Here is a 21,000-nt window from a genome sequence, read left to right on the forward strand (position 1 = left end):
GGTGCCGTGGCCATCTCCCAGAATCGGCGTAGGGCGGCCGTGGCGCAGCGGTCCCTACCGCGCCGGCATGCCCGAGCGCTCCAGCAAGTGGCTGCGCAGGTGGGCGAGGATCTCGGCGCGCGCGGGCCGAGCAGCAGGGACCAGTCCCGGCATGCTCAGGAAGGCGTGCACCGCTTCCGGGTAGCGGGTGAACGTCACCTCGACTCCCGCCTGTCGCAGTCGGTCGGCGTAGGCCGGGGCCTGGTCTTCCAGCGGGTCCAGCCCTGCGGCTTGGATGAGGGCCGGAGCGAGTCCCGCGAGATTGTCGCTCGACAACGGTGAAATCACCCGGGCGTCGAAGGATTCGGGCAGCGCGATGCGTTGCACGGCACGGCAATTGGGCGGCGTGGCGGTCGGGCTGTCCGCGTTCTCGGTGAACGAGGGGTACTCGAAGACCCGGGGAGTCCAGTCGAGCTGCGGATTGATCAGTACCTGGGCGCGCAGCGGCAGCCCGAGTTCACCAGCCCTGATCGCGGTGAGAGCCGCGAGGGTGGCTCCCGCGCTGGCACCGAGCAGGGCCAGCCGAGTGGGATCGGCTCCCCATACGGCGGCCTGCTCGACGAGGCGCGGCACAGCGTCGTAGGCGTCCTCGACAGGTGCGGGAACTCGGTGCTCGGGTGCCAGCCGATAGTCCACCGAGATGACCACGGCCGGGCAGTTCGCCGCGAGGTGACCGAGGAGCCAGTCGTCCTGATCCGGTACGCCGCCGATGAATCCGCCCCCGTGGAATGCGACGACAAGCGGCAGCCGCGAACCTCCCCGCGCGGGCTGGTACACGCGGAGTTTCAACCGGCGCCCCGGCAGCTCGAGTACCGAGGTGGTGATCTGTGCGCCCCGGTCGGGCTTGCCGGTGACGAGCCTGCCCAGCGCGGACCGGCGCTTGCGGTCCTGCGCCGCGCGCAATTCGATGACTTGGTCCGGGGTGATCGAATCCCAGTCCGGCTCGGTCGTGAGTGCGGTCAGGATTCGGACTCGCGGTGGAACTCTGCCTCGCATGATGTGCCCTCCGGGCGGTTCGTGATCATCGTCGTCGGCCACCGTGTTCCCGATAGCCCAGCGATACTCTGGCAGCTGTGACCGTGGGTGCGCTTTCGGAAATATGCGGTCCGGCGAAGTCGCCGACGGTATGGCTGCGGCCGGGGCATGTCGGCTACATCGGCCCGGAACTCGGCGTCGATCTGCATTCCGTCTCGGTCGCGGTGCTCAGCGTCGGCCTGGAGGGGCCCTTCGTCCTGGAGACCGCCGCGCACGGGGAGATACGCACCGGCAGCTCGTTCGCTCCCGCCCGCGCGGCGCATCGCGTCGTCGCCCCCGCGCGATGGATCCTGCTGCTGTTCGTGGATCCCGCGGGCACGCCCGCCACGGGCATCGCGGAAGAGATGACCGCTACCACCGGTCCCTACGGTCTGGCCCACCGACGGGAAGCCGAGCTCGTCGAGCTGTGCGCTGGAGCCGACGTGCATCCGGACCGGATCTTCGCTCGGGCCACGGCTGGTCCCGCGTCGGTCGCCGATCCGCGGATCGAGTGGGTTACCGCCGCTATCCGCCGGGACCCGAATCACACCTTCCGTGCCGAGGCGATCGCCGCGGACCTCGGTCTGTCCACCACCCATTTCCTCCGCTTGTTCGCCCAGCGGTCCGGCACCACATTCCGAGGCTATCAGCGGTGGACCCGCGTCATCCACACGTTGCGGGACGCCGCGGCAGGCCTCGACCTCACACGCTCCGCCACCGACGCCGGTTTCGCCACCCCGTCCCACTTCAGCGAAACCTTCCACCACATGTTCGGACTGTCCGCCACCGCACTGCTGCGCTCCGGTGTCCGCTTCGATTTCGGAACCTAGCCTGCGCCTTGATAATCCGATCATCGCGGACCGTCGGGAAATGATGCTCTCGGGTTCGGTGAGCACCGCCCAGCGCTGAGGGCTATGCGTGGAGAACGACCGTCACAGCGAACAAAGGGAAGGAGCTTCCGACTCCTTCCACTCTCAACATATAGCGCACCCGGGGGCTTGCGGCAAGACCAGGGTCGTGCCGCAAAATCGCTGGTCGATGCTGAAAACGGCCGCCCGTGTTCGCGTGAACCACCTGGATGTCGAGCCACGAAAGTAGGGGGCATATGTCAACGCCAGAGTACGAAGATGAATTGCGGTCCGAGCGAAGCTACGTGACCGCGCTCTACGCGCGACTCGACGCCGAGCGCGCGCAAGTGAAGGGCAGGTACGGTGCGGCGCTGCGGGGAAACGGCGGGACGCTCGTGGATCGGGACGTCGAGGTGCGTGCGCTGGCAAAACAGGTGAAGCGGCTCGACGTGGCCGACAACGGACTGTGTTTCGGCCGGTTGGACACCCTTTCGGGCGAACATTCCTACATCGGCCGCATCGGACTGTTCGACGAGGAGAACGAGTACGAACCGCTGCTACTGGATTGGCGAGCGCCCGCGGCGCGCGCGTTCTATGTCGCCACCGCCGCCAGCCCGGAGAACATGCGCCGGCGCCGCCAGTTCCACACCCGAGGGCGTCACGTGGTCGATTTCACCGACGAGGTCCTCGGCCGTCCGGGTGGTGGCGAGCGAGGAGACGCGGCCCTGCTCGCGGCGGTCAACGCGCCGCGCGGTACGGGGATGCGCGACATCGTGGCGACGATCCAGTCCGAACAGGACGAGATCATCCGGCTCGACCATCCAGGGGTGCTGGTGATCGAGGGCGGTCCGGGCACCGGGAAGACCGTGGTGGCTCTGCACCGCGTGGCGTACTTGCTCTACACCCAGCGGGAGCGGATGGAACGCCACGGGGTGCTCGTGGTAGGGCCCAACCCCGCGTTCCTGAACCACATCGGCCGCGTTCTTCCGTCGCTGGGCGAGACGAACGTCGTGTTCACGACCACCGGCGATCTGATGCCCGGTCTGCGCGTCACCGCTGACGACACTCCCGACGCCGCGCGGCTCAAGGGCTCGCTGAAGATCCTGGACGTGCTCGCGGCGGCCGTCGCCGATCGGCAGCGGCTGCCGGAGCATCCGCTGCCGATCGAACTGACGGACGTCACGGTGCGGATCGACGCCGAGACCGCGGAGTGGGCCAGGGAGGAGGCGCGTGCGAGCGGACTGCCGCACAACGAAGCCCGCGCCGTGTTCGGTGAGATCGTCACGTGGGTGCTCACCGAACGGGCGATAGCCCGCATCGGCAGGGGCTGGCTGACCCGGGACGACCGCGAGGCATGGGAGAACCTACGCGCGGACCTGCGCGCGGAACTCGCGGACAACGACCGGTTCACCGGCGCGCTCGACGAACTGTGGCCGATACTGACGCCGGAAGCATTATTGGCACAGCTCTACACGTCCCCGGAACGGTTGCGAGCCGCGGGCGCCGACCGCACGTTGTTTCGCGCCGACGGCGCCGCCTGGACCGTGTCGGACGTGCCGCTGCTCGACGAACTGGTCGACCTGCTCGGCCGCGACAAACCGGCCGACCGCGCGGCCGAGCGGCAACAGCAGGCCGAGGCCGAGTACGCGGCCGGGGTACTGGACATCCTCGTCGACCGTGCCGACATGATGGACGACGAAGACCACCTGTTCGCCCAGGACCTGCTGTACGCCGAGGACCTGGCGGATCGCTTCCTCGAGCGCGACAGCCGTGAACTCGCCGAACGCGCCGCCGCGGACCGGGACTGGACCTACCGGCACGTCGTGGTCGACGAGGCCCAGGAACTGTCCGAAATGGACTGGCGGGTGCTGATGCGGCGCTGCCCGGGCCGTTCCTTCACGGTGGTCGGCGATCTCGCGCAGCGCCGGTCGGTCGCCGGAGCGACCTCCTGGGGCGCGATGCTGGAGCCATATGTGCCCGGCCGCTGGGCCTACCGGTCGCTGTCGGTGAATTACCGCACGCCGTCGGAGATCATGACTGTCGCCGCCGCGCTGCTCGCCGAATTCGCACCCGGAGTCCAGCCACCGGAGTCGGTTCGCGCGTGCGGCGTCCAGCCGTGGTGCAGGCGGGTAACCGCGGACGAACTGCCCACTGCCATCGAAGAATTCGTACGCGGCGAAGCCGATCGCGAAGGCACGAGCATCGTGATCGGGCCACCGGATGTGCCGGGGGCGGTGGCGGCGTCGGAAACGAAGGGGTTGGAGTACGACGCCGTGCTGGTCGTGGAGCCGGAACGGATCCTCGCCGAGGGCCCGCGCGGCGCGGCCGAGCTCTACGTCGCTCTCACCCGCGCCACCCAACGCCTCGGCGTCCTGCACCGGGACCCGTTGCCACAGGCGCTGACCGGCCTCGCCGAAGCCCCGGCGCCCGCCGGACCGGCAAGCAACGGTTAGCGTAACGATTCGCGGACGCGGCGTCGTAGCCGTTACCCGGCTCGCCACACCTACGGAGCAGCCCACGGGGGCGATGCGACCCCCGTGGGCCACGTCCGTGTCCGCGCGGAGAGGTGTTGCGGGCGATCCGGTTCCGACCCGGCCGCATCGCGAACATCTCTCCGCCGCTTAATGATCCGCGAGAGTCCAACAGTTCCCGGCTCGAGGACGACGACACACTTCGCTCGCGCTACGCGCCCTACCTCACCGGCGCACCCGTCGGCGCCTACTGCGGTGGCGGTGTCGCCGCGACCCTGGACGTGCTTGCCCTGAGCAAACTCGGCGTCACCGCCGCCCTCTACCCCGGCTCGTGGTCACAGTGGATCACCGACCCCACCCGGCCGATCGCCACAGGCACCGCTCGCGGCTGACGGCAGCCATTCGAATCCACGAGTTCAGTTGTGAGACAACAAGCTCCGCGCGGTCGGCGCACGGCGGGTCGGCAAACCGCAACCGGCCGATGCGACGAACGGATCCCGGGAGTGGATTTCGAGCTGATCCAGGTGTCGGTCCCTCGTGTCAAACTGGCGACGTTGTTGCCTGGCCGGAGGAGAATGCATGGGCGCCACCGACGACCGACCCAGGGTGAGACTGGTCGCGCATTGCCGTCGCTGTCACGGTTGGCTGCTGTCGCCGCACTCGGTCGCGCAAGGTATCGGACCCACGTGCGCGATCCGGGAGCGCGCCGAACTGCGCGCCGCGTCCGCGACGCAGCCGCACGAATTGACGCTGTTCGACGTCGCAGCGTGAATGCGCCCGGTCGGGAACCACTGTGCGACGGCGTCCGGTCGAGTCGTTCTCACCGGTAACGCGCTGCCGGATCGGTCCCTCGTGCCAGTGCTCGGTAGAGCCAGTATTGGGCGGCGCCCGAGGTGGTGGTTCCGGTGATCTCGGTGGTGAGTTCCCAATAGCGGTGGATGGCCGGGTGCGTGTCGACGGCGTCGTGGAGGAGTCGGTGCCGCAGGCGTGGCGTGTCGCGTTCGCGCCGGGCGGTGGCGTGGACGTCGACGAACTGGTCGAGTTCAGGACCGGGGTGTGGTGCACAGCGTGCGGCGACAAGCGCGTCGACGGTTTCGCAGACTTCGGCGACCCCTGTCACCAATGCGCGTTTGTCGTGGATTCCGGTCGGGTCCGTCCGCCAGAGTTGGCGCGACATCGCGGCGGTCAGTGCGGGATCGGTGATGCGGGCGGTGAGTTCGGCGTAGGCGACGACTTGTCGCGGCGGCGGATCAGCCGGTAGGTCCGGGATGTTCATCGCGACGAACCCGTCGAAGATCGCCGATGGCAGCGGCGCGAGCAGTCGCCGCCAGAACTTCACGAGACGGTCGTGTGCATGATGGCGATCTTGAACGGCGGCAAGCAATTCCAGCCGTGCGGTGCGTTCGGCGGGTGGGGCGTCCTCGACGGCGAGTAGCGATGCTCGTCGCCAGGCCAGCGTGCGGAGTTCGGTGTTGAGCGCGGCGCGTTCGGCGGCGACCGCGGCGGCGATGGAGGTGTCACCGCTGAGGACGTCGGTGATCGCGGACAGGCTGAGGCCGAGCGTTCGGAGTCGGCGCAGCAGCAGTACCCGGTCGACCGCGCTCACCGAATCGAACAGTCGGTGCCCGCCGGTGCTGCGCTCGGCTTCCAGAATCCCCTCGTCGCAGTAGAAGCGGAGCGTGCGCACGGGCACACCGGTCGATCGCGACAGCTCTCCGATACTCACCAGCCCGTCACGATGTGTGTTCTCGGTCACAATAGCTGGAACCTCCACTCCAGTGGAGTTCCTACCGTACTGGAACACCCACCGAGAGAAGGAGCTTCGATGACCGAGGACATGACGATGAGCACCGAGCAGATCTGGCGGGCCGTCGCTGCCGAGCGGGCCGGTTTGGCCGAGCTGCTGGCGCCGCTGCCGGAAGCCGGATGGGACCATCCCTCGCTGTGCGATGGATGGCGCGTGCGTGACGTTGTCGCGCACGTAGTGTTGTCGGCTCGCGCCGATATCGGCTGGATCCTGGTCAACCTGATCCGAGCGAGAGGCAGCCTCCACCGGGCGATCCGCGATACCGCTGTTCGTCACGCGAACCATGTGACGACAGCGCAGTTGCTCGACGAGTTGCGTGACAGTGTCGATGCGCGGGTCACGGCGATCGGCACGACACCGGCCGATCGGTTGATGGATCTACTGGTGCACGGCCAGGACATCGCGCTTCCGCTCGGCATCGCACGAGAAATGCCGAAAGCCGCCGCAGTCGTGGCGATCGACCGGATCTGGACCACGGGCGCCCCCTTCCACGCCCGGAAGAAGTTCGCCGGTTACCGCCTCGTGGCATCCGACGCCGAGTGGGCCGCAGGCGAGGGACCGATCATCACCGGCCCGGTCGCCGCCCTATTGCTGATCCTCACCGGACGCCGCGGCGCGTGGGATGAGCTCACCGGAGATGGGGCGACGCTGTTTGCGAAGGAGGGCCGACCGTAGTCGGTCGCTGCGCCGCTAGGCATCTGGCATGAGTTGCCGGGGGTGCGTCCAGCGGGCGAGGAGGACGGTGGCGTCGTCCTGTAGTAGCTGGTGCTGGTGTTCGAGGACGGCCTTGATGAGTCGCCGGGCCGTTTCCGGTGGCGGGTGGCCCGCTGCGGCTTCGCGGCGGAGGAAATCGATGAGACGGGTTTCGCCGAAGAATTCGCCGGTGTTGTCGCGTGCTTCCGGGACGCCGTCGGTGTACAGAAGCAGCCAGTCGTCGGGTTGCAGGAATTCCTCGCCGATGTGGAGTTCGCCGATCCCGAGGCCCAGCGGCAGGCTGTGACCGGCGTTGAGGGGCTTGACGATCTTGCCGCCGCGCATGAGCAGTGGCTCCGGGTGACCTGCGTTGATGTAGCGAAGCCGGCCGGTGGGGAGGTCGAGCTCCGCGAGGACGGCGGTGGCGAACAACGCGTGACCGAATTGATGGCTGATGGTTTCGTCGATGGTGCGTGCTTGTTCGTAGAGGCCGTGGCCCGCGTGCCGGGCGCTGCGGTAGGCGGCCACCGCGGCGGCGGCGATCAAACCGCTTCGCAAGTCGTGGCCGACGGCATCCAAGACGATCAGATTCGCGGTGGTTTCGGACAGGGCGTAGTCGAAGGCGTCGCCGCTGACGCTGTGCCGCGGTTCGATGACGCCGGTGACGACGAAGCTGTCCACGCCTGCGGTCAGGGGCGGCAACAGCGACCAGATCAGCTCGGCGTTGACCGTCCGAGGTGTGCGCAGCCGGGTCCGTTCGAGTGCGTCGCCGTATTGGCTCATCGCGGTGACGAGGTGGCCGAGCAGGTGCGATACCCATTGGCATTGCACCCGAAGACCGGGATCGTAGAGGTCATCGACGCCGTCGACCTGGACATCCAAGACGCCGAGACGTTCGACTCCGTCCATCAGCGGCACCCAGAGCCGGTACCGATCAGTGGTCTGCGACGGCAGGATTTGCACCTGCCGGAACGCTCGCCCCGGCAGGGTGCTATCGATCTCGAAAGCTCCTGCCGGTACCGCCTCCTCTTCGCCGGTGGGGAACCCGGTCGGGAGGGGGCACAGGTATCGCTGGTCGTAATCGGTCAGGTAGATCGCGATGTGGACACCCAGTGCCCGGCCTGCGGTTTCCGCGAGGGCGGGTAGGCGGTCCGGCGGTGCGAGTTCGGCCCCTTCGAGCAGTCGCACCAGGGCGGACAGCGGGGCGTCGCGTGGCTCGCGGCTGCGCAACGGGCGGCTGTAGACGGCGCGCTTGGCCCAGGTCAGCTCGTCGATGCGTTCGTTGACCGCGTGGGCGAGGATGTCGCGCTCCAGAGCGGGTGTCTCGCCTTTGCCGTGGACGTAGGCGTCGACCTCGAGGTAGCCGGCTTCGCCACCCATACCGAAGTAGCGCATCCACAGCTCTTCCACGGACAGTTGCGCGCCCTTCAATGCCAACGCGAGACTGCGTTGCTGTTCGCGGACATTGCCCTCGGCTTCGTCAGCGGCCGGGTCGTCGGTCATCGCGGTCACCATCCGCACGGTCGGCATTGATTTCGAGGAGCACGGGACTATCTTTCAGCGCAGACGCCGCACGGTCGACTGGGCCAGACGTTCGGCGACCCGGCGCAATGTGGTGCGCTGCTCGCCTGCGGTTCGGGCCAACGTCAGGAACGCGGTCCGCTCGTCCACCCCGTCCCTGGCCATCACGATGCCCTTCGCCAGCGTGACCGCTTCGCGCGTGCGCAAATGATCCGAGATCTGAGCGCTGACACGCTCGGCGTCCTCAGCGGCGCGCATGTTCGACAACAACACCGCCGCCTGAGCGGCAAACATCGTCAGCAAACGCTCCTCACGTGCGCCATAGGCGTGCGGCTCGGGGGCGTAGACCTTGATCGCGCCCAGTGCCTGGGTACCCGCGACCAGGGGCGCGCTCAACGACGACCGTAGCCCCAGCCGCGCCGCCTGGCGTGACCAGGACAGCCAGCGATCATCCCCCGCGAGGTCATCGACCCGCAGCACCACCCGATCCGCCCACGCGGCCAAGCATGGACCTGTCCCCAGTTGGTACTGCAAGCTGTCGGCTTCTTCGACCAGGTCATCGGTAGCCGCCGCGGTCACGCGTTCGCCTTCGCTGTCCCCCAGGGTGATACCGGATCCGGCGGTCCCGGGAACCATCTCTTTTGACAACGCCGTGATCAACTTCAATGCCGTGGTCACTGTCTCGGCGGAAAGGAACAGACCCGACATACGCGCGAACGCCGCCACTATCTGCTGCGTAGCCGCAACCTCGCTCAGCAGGCCCTCCGTCGGCGGGAGATCCGCGGGCATCGCGAAATGCACCTCCTCGACCTCCGGCCGGCCCGGTCTTGCGGTGGTCCGTGCGCCGGCCCGTTCGCGTTCCGGCGTCCTTCCCCTGGCACTCACCGGACGCGGGGGAGGGCTGATCGGTGCGCAGACAGCGCGTTGCCATAAGGATAGCGGACCGCTCGTGGTCGTTCCGGTCCCGCCGTATGCCGCTAGGGCAGATCGTGGCCGAAGCCGAAGTGGAGCTGGATGGTGGTGCCGTGCTGGGTGGTGTGGATGCGCACGAGATCGGTGAGATGGTTGACCAGCAGCAGCCCGCGGCCGCCCGGTCGATAGGTCTGTGCGGGCAGGCGGCCAGCGAGCGGATTCGTGATGTGTCCGCTGTCGCTGATCTGGCAGCGGAGTTCGTTCTCCTCGGTCCACATCGTCAGCGTGCCGTGTCCGCCGCCGTGGACGACGGAGTTGGTGGTGGTCTCCGCGATGACCAGTTCGACATCGATCAGACGGTGCTCGGGTATGCCCGCGTGGCGGGCGTGGTCTGTGGCGACGTGCCGGACGTGGGCCAGGGACGTCGCGTCGAAGACCACGGTGGCGGCGGTGACGGGCGGAGCAGGGAGCGGTCGGTTGTAGGACTCGACGATGTGGTCGGGGTCGTAGTGGTCACTGGTTCGCCGGCCGGTGGCGTCGATCAGGACGGGATGGGTGGCGTGCGCGTCGGCCAACACATCAGACGGCAGGCGTTCGGTGTCGTAGGGGCACAGAATGCTCACTTCGCGCCCGGTGAATGCCGCGTTTATCAGAGCTTCGTGCTGAACGCACGCTGGATACTCCAGCGCTGAGCGGCCGGCCCAGATGGGTTCACCGATGATTCGCACGCGTCCGGACCGGTGCTCGTCGGCGAAGGCGCGGAGTACACCGGGAATGATCCGACCAGGGTTGCGGCCTTCGACCGTCATGTCCATCAGGTGTACCGAGGCCGCGTCGGGGCCGAGTTCGGCGCGTAACAGGGCCAGGTTCGGGCCGGGAACCGCCACCGCGACCGGTTCGCCGTTCGCGAGCCCTTCGCGAATGAACCCGAGGGTGCCTGCGAGGTACTCCTCGGTGTCGCGATAGAACAGCGCGGGGTGCACGAAGGGGTCGGTCGAAGCGGCCGACGCAGCGCCAGGAGAGCTCATGTGTGCACTACCTCGATCGTGTGTAGGAAGGGCCAGAACACTTCGAGGATCCGAAGCATCATCGGCGGCGGCCGATGCAACACGATTCGTCGTCCCTGCGGTGGATCGCTGGTAACCTCTACCAGAATCGACGTCCCGTTGACGTCGATGAACGTCAGCTCGGACAGGTCCAAGTGGACGTCCCGGTCCACGGCGACCAGCTCGGCGAGGATCGAGCGCCAAGCATCGCGGGTGGTGAAATCGACGGCGCCCGCGCACCGCAGGCCGGAAGGGCCGCCGCTGATCCGAGACGTCCGCAGGGTCGACATATCCGACGCCCGCGGACGACGAGGTGGGGTCGACGATGCGGAATCCACTGCTCACCGACCTTCCACTGACCAGGACGAAGCGACGTCGAGATATGACGAAACGACGTCAGGATACGCGTCCGAGCGGCGCCGGCCGGACGCCGCCACTACTTCCTGGGCCATCCCGACGCCATCGCCGCCGCGGCCGTCTACCTGGCTTCCGACGACGCGGCCTTCGTCCACGGGAATCGTCCTGGACGTAGACGGCGGGCGCACCACCGTCGCGGTCACCGCGGGCGAGACCACTGGGGCCGAATGAACTGCGCCGAGCACGTTTCGCTCGGCGAATTCACCGCCCGCATGTGAGCCCCATCTGCCACTCGGTGCGGTTATGCGGGTTCGGCGGCCGGTTCGCGTTCGCTCGGTGCGAGGTGTTCGTGCCTGGGCAGCAGCAGGGGGGTGGCCAGCAAAAGCGCCCCGGAGACAGCGATGGCGACACGTGGGCTGGTGGCCGCCGCGAGCAGTCCCCAAAGAGCGGTCAAAGCCGCGGTGGTGGCTTTCGCGGTGATCGTCCAGGCCGACAGGGTGCGGCTGACACGGTCTGCGGGGGTCTGGTGGAGTCGGTAGGTGGCTACCAGCGGGTTGGCTACGCCTATGCAGACGATCAGTCCGAACTCGACCACTATGACCAGCATCAGGCCGGGGATACCGGGCCCGACGAACGCCAATCCGAGTGGCCAGCATGCGCGCATTGTCGCGGCGGCGATCAGGACGCGATGGTGACCGAATCGTGTGGCCAATGGACGGGCCGCTCGGGCACCGACCAGACCTCCGAGGCAGGGAAGAGCGAAGGCGAGGCCGTATTGCCAGGGCGCGAAACCCAGCTGCCCGATCAGTAATACGGCCAACGGCGGCTCGGCCGCCAGGAGCAGCCCGTTGAAGAGAACCGAGTTGGCCATCATCGCTCGCAGCCCCTGATGACCGAGGATGTACCGCCACCCATCCAGCACCTCGCTCACCCGGACCCGGGATGCGCGGTGGTGCGTGGAGCGGGGTTCGCTGTCGCCGATCGCGCCGATGCCCACTGCCGACAGCAGGTAGCTCACCGCGTCGGCCAGCACCGTCACCACCGGGCCGAACAGTCCCATCGCAGCCCCACCCAGGGGCGGTCCGATCACCTGAGCGCTCCAAGTCGTGGTCTCGAATCGGGCGTTGGCGACCAGCAGCTCCTCTCGCGGGACAAATGTTTTCAGGTACGCCCCGCTTGCGGACCTGAAGGTGATATCCGCCGCGGCGGTAACAACCGACACGATGAGCAAGTGGGCGAAACTCAACAGCCCCACCACGAACGCGGCCGGAATGCTGGCCAGCACGACGAACCGGGACAGGTCCATCGCGATCATCACGGGCCGTTTGCGACGGAACTCCACCCACGGACCCGACGGCACCGCGACCAGCGCCCCCACTGCCAAACCCGAGGCCGCGAGGGCGGACACCTCCGTCGCTCCGGCGTGCAGCACAGTGATCGCGATCAACGGCAGTGCGCCGAAACAGAAACTCGAACCGTACGTGCTGACCGCATAGGCCGCCCACAACCACCCGAACCGCCGTCCCAGCGACCCGCCACTCGAGACACCCACCGATGCGTCACCTCATCTGAACAACCTCATGTTGACCAGCGGTATGAAAGCAGCCCTCCTACCAGGGATTCCAACAACCGCGCCTCGGTGGGCCACAACTCACAGTTGTAGATCGAGATTCGGGCGCAGGGGGCTCGATGCGCGTCCCCCCTCGCCGATGTCGCCGCTACAACAGGCCGCCGCTGACCTCGAGATCATCCGGTGAGCCGCCGCCGGCTCTGCCACTCCGCGCCGAATCGGCGACGCCCGGTGCCGAGCCGGTGATTCGGCATTCACGGCGACGAAACATCTTTCCACCAGCGGGAAGGCATTCGAACCAGGTGTCGATTCTCCCGGGAAAGATGACGTGTCGTCAGCACCCGGCCTCCGATCCGGCCTGGCAGCTCACCGTGAGAGGGAACCGAATTCGATGAGGATCAACCGAAAACTCCGCCTCGTTATCGGGGCGATCGCCGTCACTCTCGTCGCAGCCGCCTGCGGTGGCGGCAGCGAAACCGCCACCATCGATGATCACTTGCGGGAGGGCAAGCTGACCATCGGCATCAAGTTCGACCAGCCCGGGCTGGGCTTTCGTGATACGGACGGCTCGTACCAGGGGTACGACGTGAAGATCGCCGAGTACGTGGCCGGCAAGCTGGGCGTGCGGCCCGAGGGGATCACCTTCAAGGAGGCGCCGACGGCGCAACGCGAGACGATGATCATGAACGGCGACGTGGACTTCATCGTGGCCACCTACTCGATCACCGACGAGCGGAAGAAGAAAGTCGACTTCGCCGGACCGTACTTCGTGGCAGGGCAGGCTCTGCTGGTGAAGAGGGAGACCACCGACATCACCGGTGTCGAGTCGCTGACCGGCAACAAGAAGCTCTGCTCGGTCGAAGGCTCCACCCCCGCGCAGTACGTCAAGGACAACTACGCCAAGGATGTTCAGCTGGTGGAAGTCGACACGTACTCGCGGTGCATCGAAGCCTTGCGCAGCGGTTCGGTGGACGCGGTGACCACCGACGACATCATCCTCGCCGGTTTCGCGGGGCAGGCCTCAGGAGAACTGAAGCTGGTCGGCGACACGTTCACCACAGAGAAGTACGGCATCGGCCTGAAGAAGGGCGACCAGAATACCCGCGCCAGAATCAACGATGCGATCGAGGAAATGATCGCCGACGGTTCTTGGAAGAGAGCGTTCGAGGAAACGATCGGTCCGCTCCGGGACTCGACCCTGACACCGCCCGCCATCGACCGGTACTGAGCTGCCGATTCCAGCGTTCGAACATCCGGTGAATAGGCATTTGCGCTGCGTAGGATCATCGGATGCGACTATCCACACGTAACCAACTCAATGGAACAGTCGTCTCGGTCACCCGCGGCGAAGCGATGGCCGTCGTTCGCGTCCGGCTGACCGGCGGCGACGAAATAACCTCCTCGATTACCCGCGAGGCCGCCGACGATCTCCAGCTCGCCGACGGGTCCCGGGTCACGGTACTGATCAAGTCGACCGAAGTCGCCCTCGGCGTGGACTGAAGCTCGCCGGAGTACGGCGCGACAGTCCGCCGCCGGGGGCTTCGTCGGTCACCGGTCATCGGACAGGTGGCCGCGCAGTCCGATTCTGGCTGCTCGGCCCATCCCGCTCCACCCGCCGGGCCGGTTGAGATCCGTCGAACCGACGGGCGTTGAGAGTAGGCTTCGTCAGGCAATTTCGATACCCGCGGTAACCCGCCGTGGGCGCTACGGCCTCCGATGGTTCGGTGGTCACGCCGATGGTGGCGGACCGGTACATTTGTTTACCTAGTGGTGGTCCGAGCGCGGCATTCTGTTATTCCAAGAAGGTTGAGCTGTCCTGTGCTCGACATCGGATCGGACACCCCGTAGTCGGATAAGGTCCGGCGGATGACGCGAGAGCAGGACGGTAGGCGGCCCGTGGTGATGGAAAGTGCTGTGGCTCCGCGTGGCAGCGAGTATGCGGTGTTGTTGCGTCGGGTGCAGGGAGCAGGGCTGCTGAAACGGCGGCTGCGGTACTACGCCTGGAAAAGTGCGGTCACCGCCGTGGCGTTGGCGGCCGGGTGGACGGTGTTCGTGATAGTCGGCGACTCGTGGTGGCAGCTGGGCGTCGCCGCGTTCCTGGCGGCGGTGTTCGCCCAGATCGCCTTCCTGGGCCACGATGCCGGTCACCGGCAGATCTTCGGCTCACGACGTGCCAACTACGTGTTCGGGGTGCTCTTCGGCAATCTCGGCATCGGGGTGAGCATCGGTTGGTGGACCAGCAACCACAACCGGCACCACGCACACCCGAACACCGAGGGTGCGGACCCCGACGTCATGGGGGTGCTGGCGCATTCCGGCGATCGAGCCCGCGCCGGCCGGGGCCTGCGGCGGCTGATCTTCCGGAACCAAGCCTGGCTGTTCTTTCCGATGCTGTTGCTGGAGGGTTGGAGCCTGCACTTCGCGAGCGCTCGTGCGGTGATGCGGTGGGCGATACCGCACCGGGCCTGGGAGGCGTTGTTGCTCGCCGTTCACGCCACGGGGTATCTCTGCGCGGTGTTCCTGGTCCTGTCCCCGGTCAAGGCGGTGGTCTTCCTCGTCGTGCAGCAGGGCCTGTTCGGGTTGTACATGGGCTGCACCTTCGCGCCCAACCACAAAGGGATGGAGGTACTGACGGCCGCCGACTCCAGGGGCTTCCTGCGACGTCAAGTGCTCACCTCCCGCAACGTCCGCGGCGGCCGGCTCACCGATACGGCCTTGGGTGGCCTGAACTACCAGATCGAGCATCATCTGTTCCCCTCCATGCCGCGGCCGAACCTGCGCCGAGCCCAGCCGTTGGTCGCGGAGTTCTGCGCCGAACTCGGGCTGCCCTATTGCCAGACCAGCCTTCTGGGCTCCTACATCCAGGCGCTGCGTCACCTGCACAGCGTCGGTCGACTCGCACGGCCGCTTACCTAGCTCGGCAATAGCTCTGTCGTACAACGATTCCGAAAGCATGGGTTACTGTCCTGCGGGCCCCTGTGCTGGCGATCCAGCTGCTCGGGCCGTCAAGTCGTACTCCGGAATCGAGGCAAGCGAATGAACCACAAGCTCTGGTTGCTCGGACGGTCCGTCACAGTCGGCGCGCACATCCTGGGCGAGAAGCTGACCCGGCCGAAAGCACGGGACGTCGACGACGTCCCGGTGTCCGGCGAAACCCTGACACCGCAGTGGCTGACGGCCGTCCTGTGCCGCGATGTCCCCGACGCCGAGGTGCTCTCGTTCGAGACCTCCAACGGCAGCCGCGGAACATCCACTCGCGTCGCGATACACGTGGAGTACAACGACGCGGGCAAGCAGGCGGGCTTGCCGACCGATCTCTTCGCGAAGACGACGACAGCCTTCTCCCAGCGGATTCTGCTCGGTGGCGGGAAGATGATCGACGGCGAGACCCGTTTCTTCCGGGATTTTCGCCCCCAGATCGATATGGAGGCACCGATCGGCTACTGGGGCGCCGCCCACGCGGGATCGTGGCGTTCGATCGCTCTGATGGAAGACATCGCCTCGACCCGCGGTGCGCGGTTCATCGAGCCGAACGCGCCGGTCGCCCGCGACCAGATCGAAGACTTGGTGCGCAATCTCGCCCGGCTGCACCGCACGTTCTGGAACCACCCCTCGATCGCCGACCTCAAATCCACGACCGAAGCCCTCCAGGCATATCTCGCCGCCATCGACATGAAGAAGCGGTGCGAGGTCGGCCTGCGACGGGCCCAGGAAGTGGTTCCCGAGGCCCTGCACGGTCAGGCGGATCGGCTGTGGGCCGGTGTCGAGCGAGCGATCGACAAGGCGACGAACGAGCTGCCCCAGACCTTGCTGCACGGCGACCCGCACATCGGCCAAACATACGTGACCGGTTCGGGGCGTATGGGATTCGTCGATTGGCAGGTGGTGATGCGGGGAGGCTGGGCACACGACTTCGCCTACACCGTCAACTCGGGATGCGAGCCCGAGGACCGCCGTGCCTGGAACCGCGAACTGCTCGCCGCCTACCTCGACGAACTCGGACCCCTCGACGGCCAGGCTCCGTCCTTCGACGAAGCATGGCTGGCGTATCGGCAACAGTCCATGTTCGCCTACGCGGCTTGGGCTTTCACGATCGGCAGGGCGGCGTATCAACCCAAGATGCAGCCGGTGGAGACCTGCCTGACGCTGCTGAAGCGGATCACCACGGCCATCGACGACCATGATTCGCTGGACGCTCTCGGCGTCTGATCACGCTCATCCGCTGACCATCGCGGTGTCGCGGCCGGGCGGGAGTTCGGCCGCGGAGGGACAGGAAACATTCTGGTCGGCACGTTTTCGTGCGCTGGCGATGCTGTTTCGTGTCCGCTATACCATCGTCCCGTTCCGGCGTAGCCCCGGCGACTCGCTGCTTGCCAGGCGAGGAGTCGGTACTTCAGCAATCGTGCAGTGCATATCAACAGTTGGGAGTTTGCTCCTTGAGCAGGCCGCAGTCTCAGGTTTCAGCTCAGTCGTGCCCGGTCGGGCATGGGTCGCCGTTCGAATCCGACGTCACACGGGCGCCCATGTATTCGCCCGAGTTCGCCGCCGATCCGCACCGTGCATACCGTGAAATGCGTCGGCGGTACGGTTCTTTGGCGCCGGTGGAGTTGGCGCCCGGGGTACCCGCCACCTTGGTGATCGGCTACAACACCGCGGTGCGGATCCTCAACGACCCCGAGCATTTTCCCGCCGACCCGCGCGCCTGGCAGAAGAACATTCCAGCCGACTGCCCCATTCTCCCGCTCCTGGAGTGGCGGCCCATGGCCAGTCGCAGCAGCGGGCCCGACTTCCTTCGCTACCGTGGGGCGATCACCGCAAGCATCGACGATGTCGATCTGTATGCCCTGCACTCCGTCGTAGAGGGACTTGCCGTTCCGCTGATCAACTCCTTCTGCCAGGACGGTGCTGCCGACCTGATCCGTCAGTACGTATTCCCCCTGGTATTCGAAGTCGTGAACTACCTGCTCGGCTGCCCCCCGGAGATCGGCGGGCAGGTCGCCGCCGGTACGGCCGCCCTCCTCGAGGGTGTCGACGCCGAGAAGGGCAACCAGATGCTGGGGGAGGCGCTGATGAAATTGGTGACACTCAAACGCGCCGAACCTCAACGCGACATCACCTCGGTACTGCTCCAGCATCCCGCCCGGCTGGATGACGTAGAGGCGTCCCACCATGTGTCACAGGTCTACGGCACCGGGATCGAGTTCGAACTGAACCTGATCGCCAACACCCTGCTGCTGATCCTCACCGACGAGCGCTTCGGTGACAGTTTCCTCGGCGGCAACCTGTCCTCCCGCGATGCGCTCGACGAGGTCTTGTTCAACGACCCGCCACTGGCGAACCTGCTGATCACCTACCCCCGCCATCCGATCCTCATCGATGACGTCTGGCTGCCGGCACATCAACCCGTCGTCATCAGCATGGCCGCATGCAACAACGACCCCGCGATCCGCACCGGAGACTTGACCGGCAACCGCTCCCACCTGGCTTGGGGCCTCGGCCCGCACGCCTGCCCGGCACGATCTCTGGCCTACCTGATCGCGCAAGACGCCATCGACCAACTCCTCGACGCACTACCGGAGATCGAACTGAACCTGCCGGACCAGGCGCCGAACTGGCGGCCGGGGCCCTTCCACAGGGCACTGACCGAATTGCCGGTCACCTTTCCGCCCACCTCTCCGCTGCACACCTGACGATCGGCACCGACCGCTGAAACTGGTATTGCCAGCACCTGGATACCGCTAGTGCGGTGCGAGAGGATCTGAGGATGACCGATGTTGTCGACGTCCAGGCAGTTCGCAAGGCCCGTCGTGCCGAGCTCGGAGCCTTCCTGAAATCGCGCCGTGCTCGGATCTCACCCGAGGCCGTGGGCCTGCCGCCGGGACCGCGGCGCCGGACCCCCGGCCTTCGTCGCGAAGAGGTCGCCCAGCTGGCTGGGATAGGCATCACCTGGTACACCTGGCTGGAACAAGGCCGGAGCATCAATGTGAGTGTTCAGGTGTTGAATGCGGTGGCGCGGACGTTGTCGTTGGATGCGGCGGAGAAGGCGCATTTGTATCGGTTGGCGGATGTGCCGACGGTGCCTTCGGTGGACGCAGGATCGGTATTGCCGGAGGAGTTGCAGGTGATCTTGGATCATTTGGAGCCGTTGCCGGGGGTGGTGTTGAGTGCGCGGTATGACGTGTTGGCGCACAACGCGGCGTATGAGGCGTTGTGTCCGGGGTTTTTGGCGGGGGAGCGGAATGTGGCGCGTCGGGTGTTTTTGACGCCGGAGTGTTGTAATGCGTATCGGCATGATTGGGATGCTTTGCGTCGGATGGTGGGGTATCTGCGGGGTGCGTATGGGAAGAATTTGGGTGATCCGCTGTGGGAGGGTTTCATTGCGGAGTTGTGTTCGGAGAGTGAGAGTTTCGCGTCGTTGTGGGCGTTGAATGATGTGGCGGTGCCTGCGAGTAGGACGAAGTCGGTGCGGAATTTGGCGGTGGGGGAGTTGGAGATGTTCTTGACGAGTATGTCGTTGCCGTCGGTGCCGAATGCGTGGATGCAGGTGTATACGCCGGTCGATGAGGTGGCGTGGGGGAAGTTGCGGGAGTTGTTGGCGATGAGCCATGAGGAGCGGGGGCGTCCGTGGGCGGAGCATCGGGAGCGGTATCACGCTGCGGCGGGGTGAGGTTCACGCCGAGGCGGATCGACTGCTCGGTGAGGGTAAGGACGTCGCCGACGTGTGCCGGGTTCTGCAGATCACCGAGGCCAGCGACTGGAAGGACGAATACAACCACCACCGCGGGCATTCTGCGCTGGGCTACCGAACACCCGTCGGATGCGCGCTGCTGCCTGCATCCACCGATAACCGGCTCGCACCCGCGGTGGACCGACCGGGCACGGCCGCAATAACGACGAAGCCACGCGCGCTGTCGGCCGGCATCGCCGCGCTCAACAGCACCGGTCTGCGATCGGTGCGCACCGACGAGACGGCGCGGGTGCTGCGCACCGAGTACCGCGACGACCTGATCCGTACCCGAACTCGGGCCAGCGGGCGTCGGACGTCGGCGAAGCTGGCCAGATCGGTCATCTCCGGGCAAGCGGCGAGGAGTCCATCGAGGTGAACGCGGCGGCCGTCGGATAGGTCGGCGGGCCGGGTCATGATCCAGAGAATCACACCACATCGACCACGCCAACTTTGAGGACGGACCCTAGCGCAGACCGTAGGGTTGGCGACAGTGACCCTTACCAGTGACAGCAAGCAGGAGTATCGTCTTATGCCGCCGAACAGTGGCACCCGTCGTCCGACACAGGAACGTGCGAAGGCCACCCGTGAGCACATCCTCGATACTGCCGCACGCCTGTTCGGAGAACACGGGATCGCCCACACCTCGGCCAACCGGATCGCCGCCGAGGCCGGAGTGAGTGCCGGCACCGTCTACCGTTACTTCACCGACCGCACGGTCATGGTGGACAAGCTGATCGAGCGGTTGCTGGAAAATGCCGAACAACGCTTCACTCAGCGTGTGTTCGGCCTCGCCGAGCAAACCACCGCAGAGCTGGTGGCGTCCATTCTGGAGGTCATCACCGACGAGTTGGTGGCCAACGCCCAGTTGATCCGTGCGCTCTCGGTCGGGGTCTCGTTCTACGACACCGGCATCCCCGAACTCGAACTCCGTCTACGTCTTTTCGCCAAGGTGCTGGTTATCCAACTGCTCGGCCCGGGCGACGACCACAAATACGACATCATGAGCATCGTGTTGATCAACACCGGGATCGCGGCAGCGCTCCGCGCGGCGGTGCTCGAGATCGATGACCAGCACCGTAGACGGGCCCTCACCATCACCGCGCGTGCGGTCGCGGCCTGGATCGAATCCGAACGCACGCGAGACTCGGCATGACGCAGGTCGAACGCGGAACGATTGGCCCAACCGTCAGGTCGCACAACACCGGGGCTCCCGGGCCGGCAGACAGGAGCGGGTAGGTGACTTCGCAGAAGAAGCCGACTCGTCGTCCGACACAAGAACGCGCGAAGGCGACCAGGGAACACATCCTCGATACTGCCGCACGCCTGTTCGGGGAACGCGGGATCGCCAATACCTCGACCAACCGGATCGCTGCCGAGGCCGGGGTGAGTGTCAATACCGTCTACCGACACTTCACCGACCGTGCGGTCATGGTGGACGAACTGCTGGAAAGGCTGCTGGAAAATATCGAACAGCACCTCATTCGTAGCGTGTCCGATTCCGCCGGCAGAACCGTTCTGGAACTGGCCATTACCATTCTCGAGGCCATCACCGATGAACTGGTGGCCAGCGCTTCACTGGTGCGGGCGCTGGCGGGAGGGCTGGCCTACTACAACAGCAGTCTCCCGGAATTCGAACCACGCCTGCGCGCACTGCTGAAAGTTCTGCTGATCCAGGTGCTCGGCCCCGGCAATGAAGATGCCCACCACGCGATAGCATTCGTTCTGATCAACGTCGGTTTCGCGGCGGCCGTCCGCGCCGCGCTACTCGATGCTGACACCGGCGAGCGCCAGGAAGTCATCGTCATGACCGCTCGCCTGATCGCGGCAGGAGCCGAAGCCGAGATCGAGGCATCGACAAGCTCCGGATAGCCACTACGCACTATCGGTCACCGGAGCGGGTAACTGGCCGCTCGGCTAGTAGCGGTCACATTCAGCGACTGACACCGCGCCCGCAATCCTGCTCACAACAAGAGGCAGGCAGATGAATAGGCCGCG

General features: G+C 66.3%; 21 protein-coding genes. 14 read left to right on the forward strand and 7 right to left on the reverse strand.

What is annotated here, in order from left to right:
• Positions 1 to 54: 54 nt before the first annotated feature.
• Positions 55 to 1,035, reverse strand: coding sequence for an alpha/beta hydrolase (locus tag LTT66_RS29420; protein WP_233061827.1), 981 nt, complete (start codon positions 1,033 to 1,035; stop codon positions 55 to 57).
• Between the two features lie 77 nt (positions 1,036 to 1,112).
• On the opposite strand from LTT66_RS29420, the gene LTT66_RS29425 reads away from it, so the two are divergent.
• From LTT66_RS29425 to LTT66_RS29440, 4 genes are all read left to right on the forward strand, one after another.
• Positions 1,113 to 1,883 carry an AraC family transcriptional regulator gene (locus tag LTT66_RS29425; RefSeq protein WP_233061828.1) on the forward strand — a complete coding sequence of 257 codons (771 nt, stop codon included), beginning with the start codon at positions 1,113 to 1,115 and terminating at the stop codon, positions 1,881 to 1,883.
• Between the two features lie 275 nt (positions 1,884 to 2,158).
• The gene (gene helR / locus LTT66_RS29430; RefSeq protein ID WP_233061829.1) at positions 2,159 to 4,354 is read left to right on the forward strand and encodes an RNA polymerase recycling motor ATPase HelR; all 2,196 of its coding nucleotides are present in this window, start codon (positions 2,159 to 2,161) and stop codon (positions 4,352 to 4,354) included.
• Between the two features lie 116 nt (positions 4,355 to 4,470).
• Entirely contained in the window at positions 4,471 to 4,764 is a 294-nt protein-coding gene (locus tag LTT66_RS37515) for a hypothetical protein (RefSeq protein WP_408638688.1), read from the forward strand.
• A gap of 187 nt (positions 4,765 to 4,951) precedes the next feature.
• Positions 4,952 to 5,143 carry a DUF6011 domain-containing protein gene (locus LTT66_RS29440; protein WP_233061830.1) on the forward strand — a complete coding sequence of 64 codons (192 nt, stop codon included), beginning with the start codon at positions 4,952 to 4,954 and terminating at the stop codon, positions 5,141 to 5,143.
• Between the two features lie 49 nt (positions 5,144 to 5,192).
• Here LTT66_RS29440 and LTT66_RS29445 read toward each other — a convergent pair whose 3' ends face one another.
• Positions 5,193 to 6,128: a MerR family transcriptional regulator gene (locus tag LTT66_RS29445; protein ID WP_233061831.1), complete on the reverse strand. Its 936-nt coding sequence runs from the start codon at positions 6,126 to 6,128 to the stop codon at positions 5,193 to 5,195.
• 69 nt (positions 6,129 to 6,197) lie between these two features.
• Here LTT66_RS29445 and LTT66_RS29450 point away from each other — a divergent pair, with 69 nt between their 5' ends.
• Positions 6,198 to 6,854, forward strand: coding sequence for a maleylpyruvate isomerase family mycothiol-dependent enzyme (locus LTT66_RS29450; protein WP_233061832.1), 657 nt, complete (start codon positions 6,198 to 6,200; stop codon positions 6,852 to 6,854).
• A gap of 15 nt (positions 6,855 to 6,869) precedes the next feature.
• Here the strand turns inward: LTT66_RS29450 and LTT66_RS29455 are convergent, their stop codons facing one another.
• From LTT66_RS29455 to LTT66_RS29475, 5 genes are all read right to left on the reverse strand, one after another.
• A complete protein-coding gene (locus LTT66_RS29455) occupies positions 6,870 to 8,375 on the reverse strand; it encodes a PP2C family protein-serine/threonine phosphatase (RefSeq protein ID WP_233061833.1) in 1,506 nt (501 codons plus the stop codon).
• A 54-nt stretch (positions 8,376 to 8,429) separates the two neighbouring features.
• The gene (locus LTT66_RS29460; RefSeq protein ID WP_233061834.1) at positions 8,430 to 9,119 is read right to left on the reverse strand and encodes a GAF and ANTAR domain-containing protein; all 690 of its coding nucleotides are present in this window, start codon (positions 9,117 to 9,119) and stop codon (positions 8,430 to 8,432) included.
• 251 nt (positions 9,120 to 9,370) lie between these two features.
• Positions 9,371 to 10,333, reverse strand: coding sequence for a sensor histidine kinase (locus LTT66_RS29465; protein WP_233061835.1), 963 nt, complete (start codon positions 10,331 to 10,333; stop codon positions 9,371 to 9,373).
• Entirely contained in the window at positions 10,330 to 10,641 is a 312-nt protein-coding gene (locus tag LTT66_RS29470; RefSeq protein WP_233061836.1) for an STAS domain-containing protein, read from the reverse strand. Before LTT66_RS29470 ends, LTT66_RS29465 begins: the two co-directional genes overlap by 4 nt.
• A 368-nt stretch (positions 10,642 to 11,009) precedes the next feature.
• Positions 11,010 to 12,260: an MFS transporter gene (locus tag LTT66_RS29475; protein WP_233061837.1), complete on the reverse strand. Its 1,251-nt coding sequence runs from the start codon at positions 12,258 to 12,260 to the stop codon at positions 11,010 to 11,012.
• A 409-nt stretch (positions 12,261 to 12,669) separates the two neighbouring features.
• Between LTT66_RS29475 and LTT66_RS29480 the strand changes: the two genes are divergently transcribed.
• The 9 genes from LTT66_RS29480 (at position 12,670) to LTT66_RS29520 (ending at position 20,874) form a co-directional block, all read left to right on the forward strand.
• Positions 12,670 to 13,506, forward strand: a complete 837-nt coding sequence (locus tag LTT66_RS29480; RefSeq protein ID WP_233061838.1) for a glutamate ABC transporter substrate-binding protein — start codon at positions 12,670 to 12,672, stop codon at positions 13,504 to 13,506.
• A 62-nt stretch (positions 13,507 to 13,568) separates the two neighbouring features.
• Positions 13,569 to 13,778: a TOBE domain-containing protein gene (locus LTT66_RS29485; RefSeq protein WP_233061839.1), complete on the forward strand. Its 210-nt coding sequence runs from the start codon at positions 13,569 to 13,571 to the stop codon at positions 13,776 to 13,778.
• Between the two features lie 366 nt (positions 13,779 to 14,144).
• Positions 14,145 to 15,194 carry a fatty acid desaturase family protein gene (locus tag LTT66_RS29490; protein ID WP_233061840.1) on the forward strand — a complete coding sequence of 350 codons (1,050 nt, stop codon included), beginning with the start codon at positions 14,145 to 14,147 and terminating at the stop codon, positions 15,192 to 15,194.
• 120 nt (positions 15,195 to 15,314) lie between these two features.
• Entirely contained in the window at positions 15,315 to 16,487 is a 1,173-nt protein-coding gene (locus LTT66_RS29495; RefSeq protein ID WP_233061841.1) for an aminoglycoside phosphotransferase family protein, read from the forward strand.
• 227 nt (positions 16,488 to 16,714) lie between these two features.
• Positions 16,715 to 17,968, forward strand: coding sequence for a cytochrome P450 family protein (locus tag LTT66_RS29500; protein WP_408638689.1), 1,254 nt, complete (start codon positions 16,715 to 16,717; stop codon positions 17,966 to 17,968).
• A gap of 74 nt (positions 17,969 to 18,042) precedes the next feature.
• Entirely contained in the window at positions 18,043 to 18,945 is a 903-nt protein-coding gene (locus LTT66_RS29505) for a helix-turn-helix transcriptional regulator (protein ID WP_233061843.1), read from the forward strand.
• Positions 18,946 to 18,997: 52 nt separating this feature from the next.
• Complete coding sequence (locus LTT66_RS37520) at positions 18,998 to 19,381, forward strand: integrase core domain-containing protein (protein WP_408638690.1); 384 nt, start codon at positions 18,998 to 19,000, stop codon at positions 19,379 to 19,381.
• Between the two features lie 114 nt (positions 19,382 to 19,495).
• Positions 19,496 to 20,158 (forward strand): TetR/AcrR family transcriptional regulator, encoded by a 663-nt coding sequence (locus LTT66_RS29515; RefSeq protein WP_233061844.1) that lies wholly within the window; start codon positions 19,496 to 19,498, stop codon positions 20,156 to 20,158.
• Positions 20,159 to 20,241: 83 nt separating this feature from the next.
• Positions 20,242 to 20,874 carry a TetR/AcrR family transcriptional regulator gene (locus LTT66_RS29520; protein WP_233061845.1) on the forward strand — a complete coding sequence of 211 codons (633 nt, stop codon included), beginning with the start codon at positions 20,242 to 20,244 and terminating at the stop codon, positions 20,872 to 20,874.
• Positions 20,875 to 21,000: the final 126 nt, after the last annotated feature.

The organism is Nocardia gipuzkoensis (genome assembly GCF_021183645.1).
Lineage (GTDB): Bacteria > Actinomycetota > Actinomycetes > Mycobacteriales > Mycobacteriaceae > Nocardia > Nocardia abscessus.

Excerpts from the sequence above, each read along its gene's own strand:
- LTT66_RS29505 (WP_233061843.1), top strand. The coding sequence starts at position 18,043 with ATGACCGATGTTGTCGACGTCCAGGCAGTTCGCAAGGCCCGTCGTGCC.
- LTT66_RS29465 (WP_233061835.1), bottom strand. The coding sequence starts at position 10,333 with ATGAGCTCTCCTGGCGCTGCGTCGGCCGCTTCGACCGACCCCTTCGTG.
- LTT66_RS29485 (WP_233061839.1), top strand. The coding sequence starts at position 13,569 with ATGCGACTATCCACACGTAACCAACTCAATGGAACAGTCGTCTCGGTC.
- LTT66_RS29450 (WP_233061832.1), top strand. The coding sequence starts at position 6,198 with ATGACCGAGGACATGACGATGAGCACCGAGCAGATCTGGCGGGCCGTC.
- LTT66_RS29455 (WP_233061833.1), bottom strand. The coding sequence starts at position 8,375 with ATGACCGACGACCCGGCCGCTGACGAAGCCGAGGGCAATGTCCGCGAA.
- LTT66_RS29420 (WP_233061827.1), bottom strand. The coding sequence starts at position 1,035 with ATGCGAGGCAGAGTTCCACCGCGAGTCCGAATCCTGACCGCACTCACG.
- helR (WP_233061829.1), top strand. The coding sequence starts at position 2,159 with ATGTCAACGCCAGAGTACGAAGATGAATTGCGGTCCGAGCGAAGCTAC.
- LTT66_RS29440 (WP_233061830.1), top strand. The coding sequence starts at position 4,952 with ATGGGCGCCACCGACGACCGACCCAGGGTGAGACTGGTCGCGCATTGC.
- LTT66_RS29495 (WP_233061841.1), top strand. The coding sequence starts at position 15,315 with ATGAACCACAAGCTCTGGTTGCTCGGACGGTCCGTCACAGTCGGCGCG.
- LTT66_RS29470 (WP_233061836.1), bottom strand. The coding sequence starts at position 10,641 with ATGTCGACCCTGCGGACGTCTCGGATCAGCGGCGGCCCTTCCGGCCTG.
- LTT66_RS29480 (WP_233061838.1), top strand. The coding sequence starts at position 12,670 with ATGAGGATCAACCGAAAACTCCGCCTCGTTATCGGGGCGATCGCCGTC.
- LTT66_RS29490 (WP_233061840.1), top strand. The coding sequence starts at position 14,145 with ATGACGCGAGAGCAGGACGGTAGGCGGCCCGTGGTGATGGAAAGTGCT.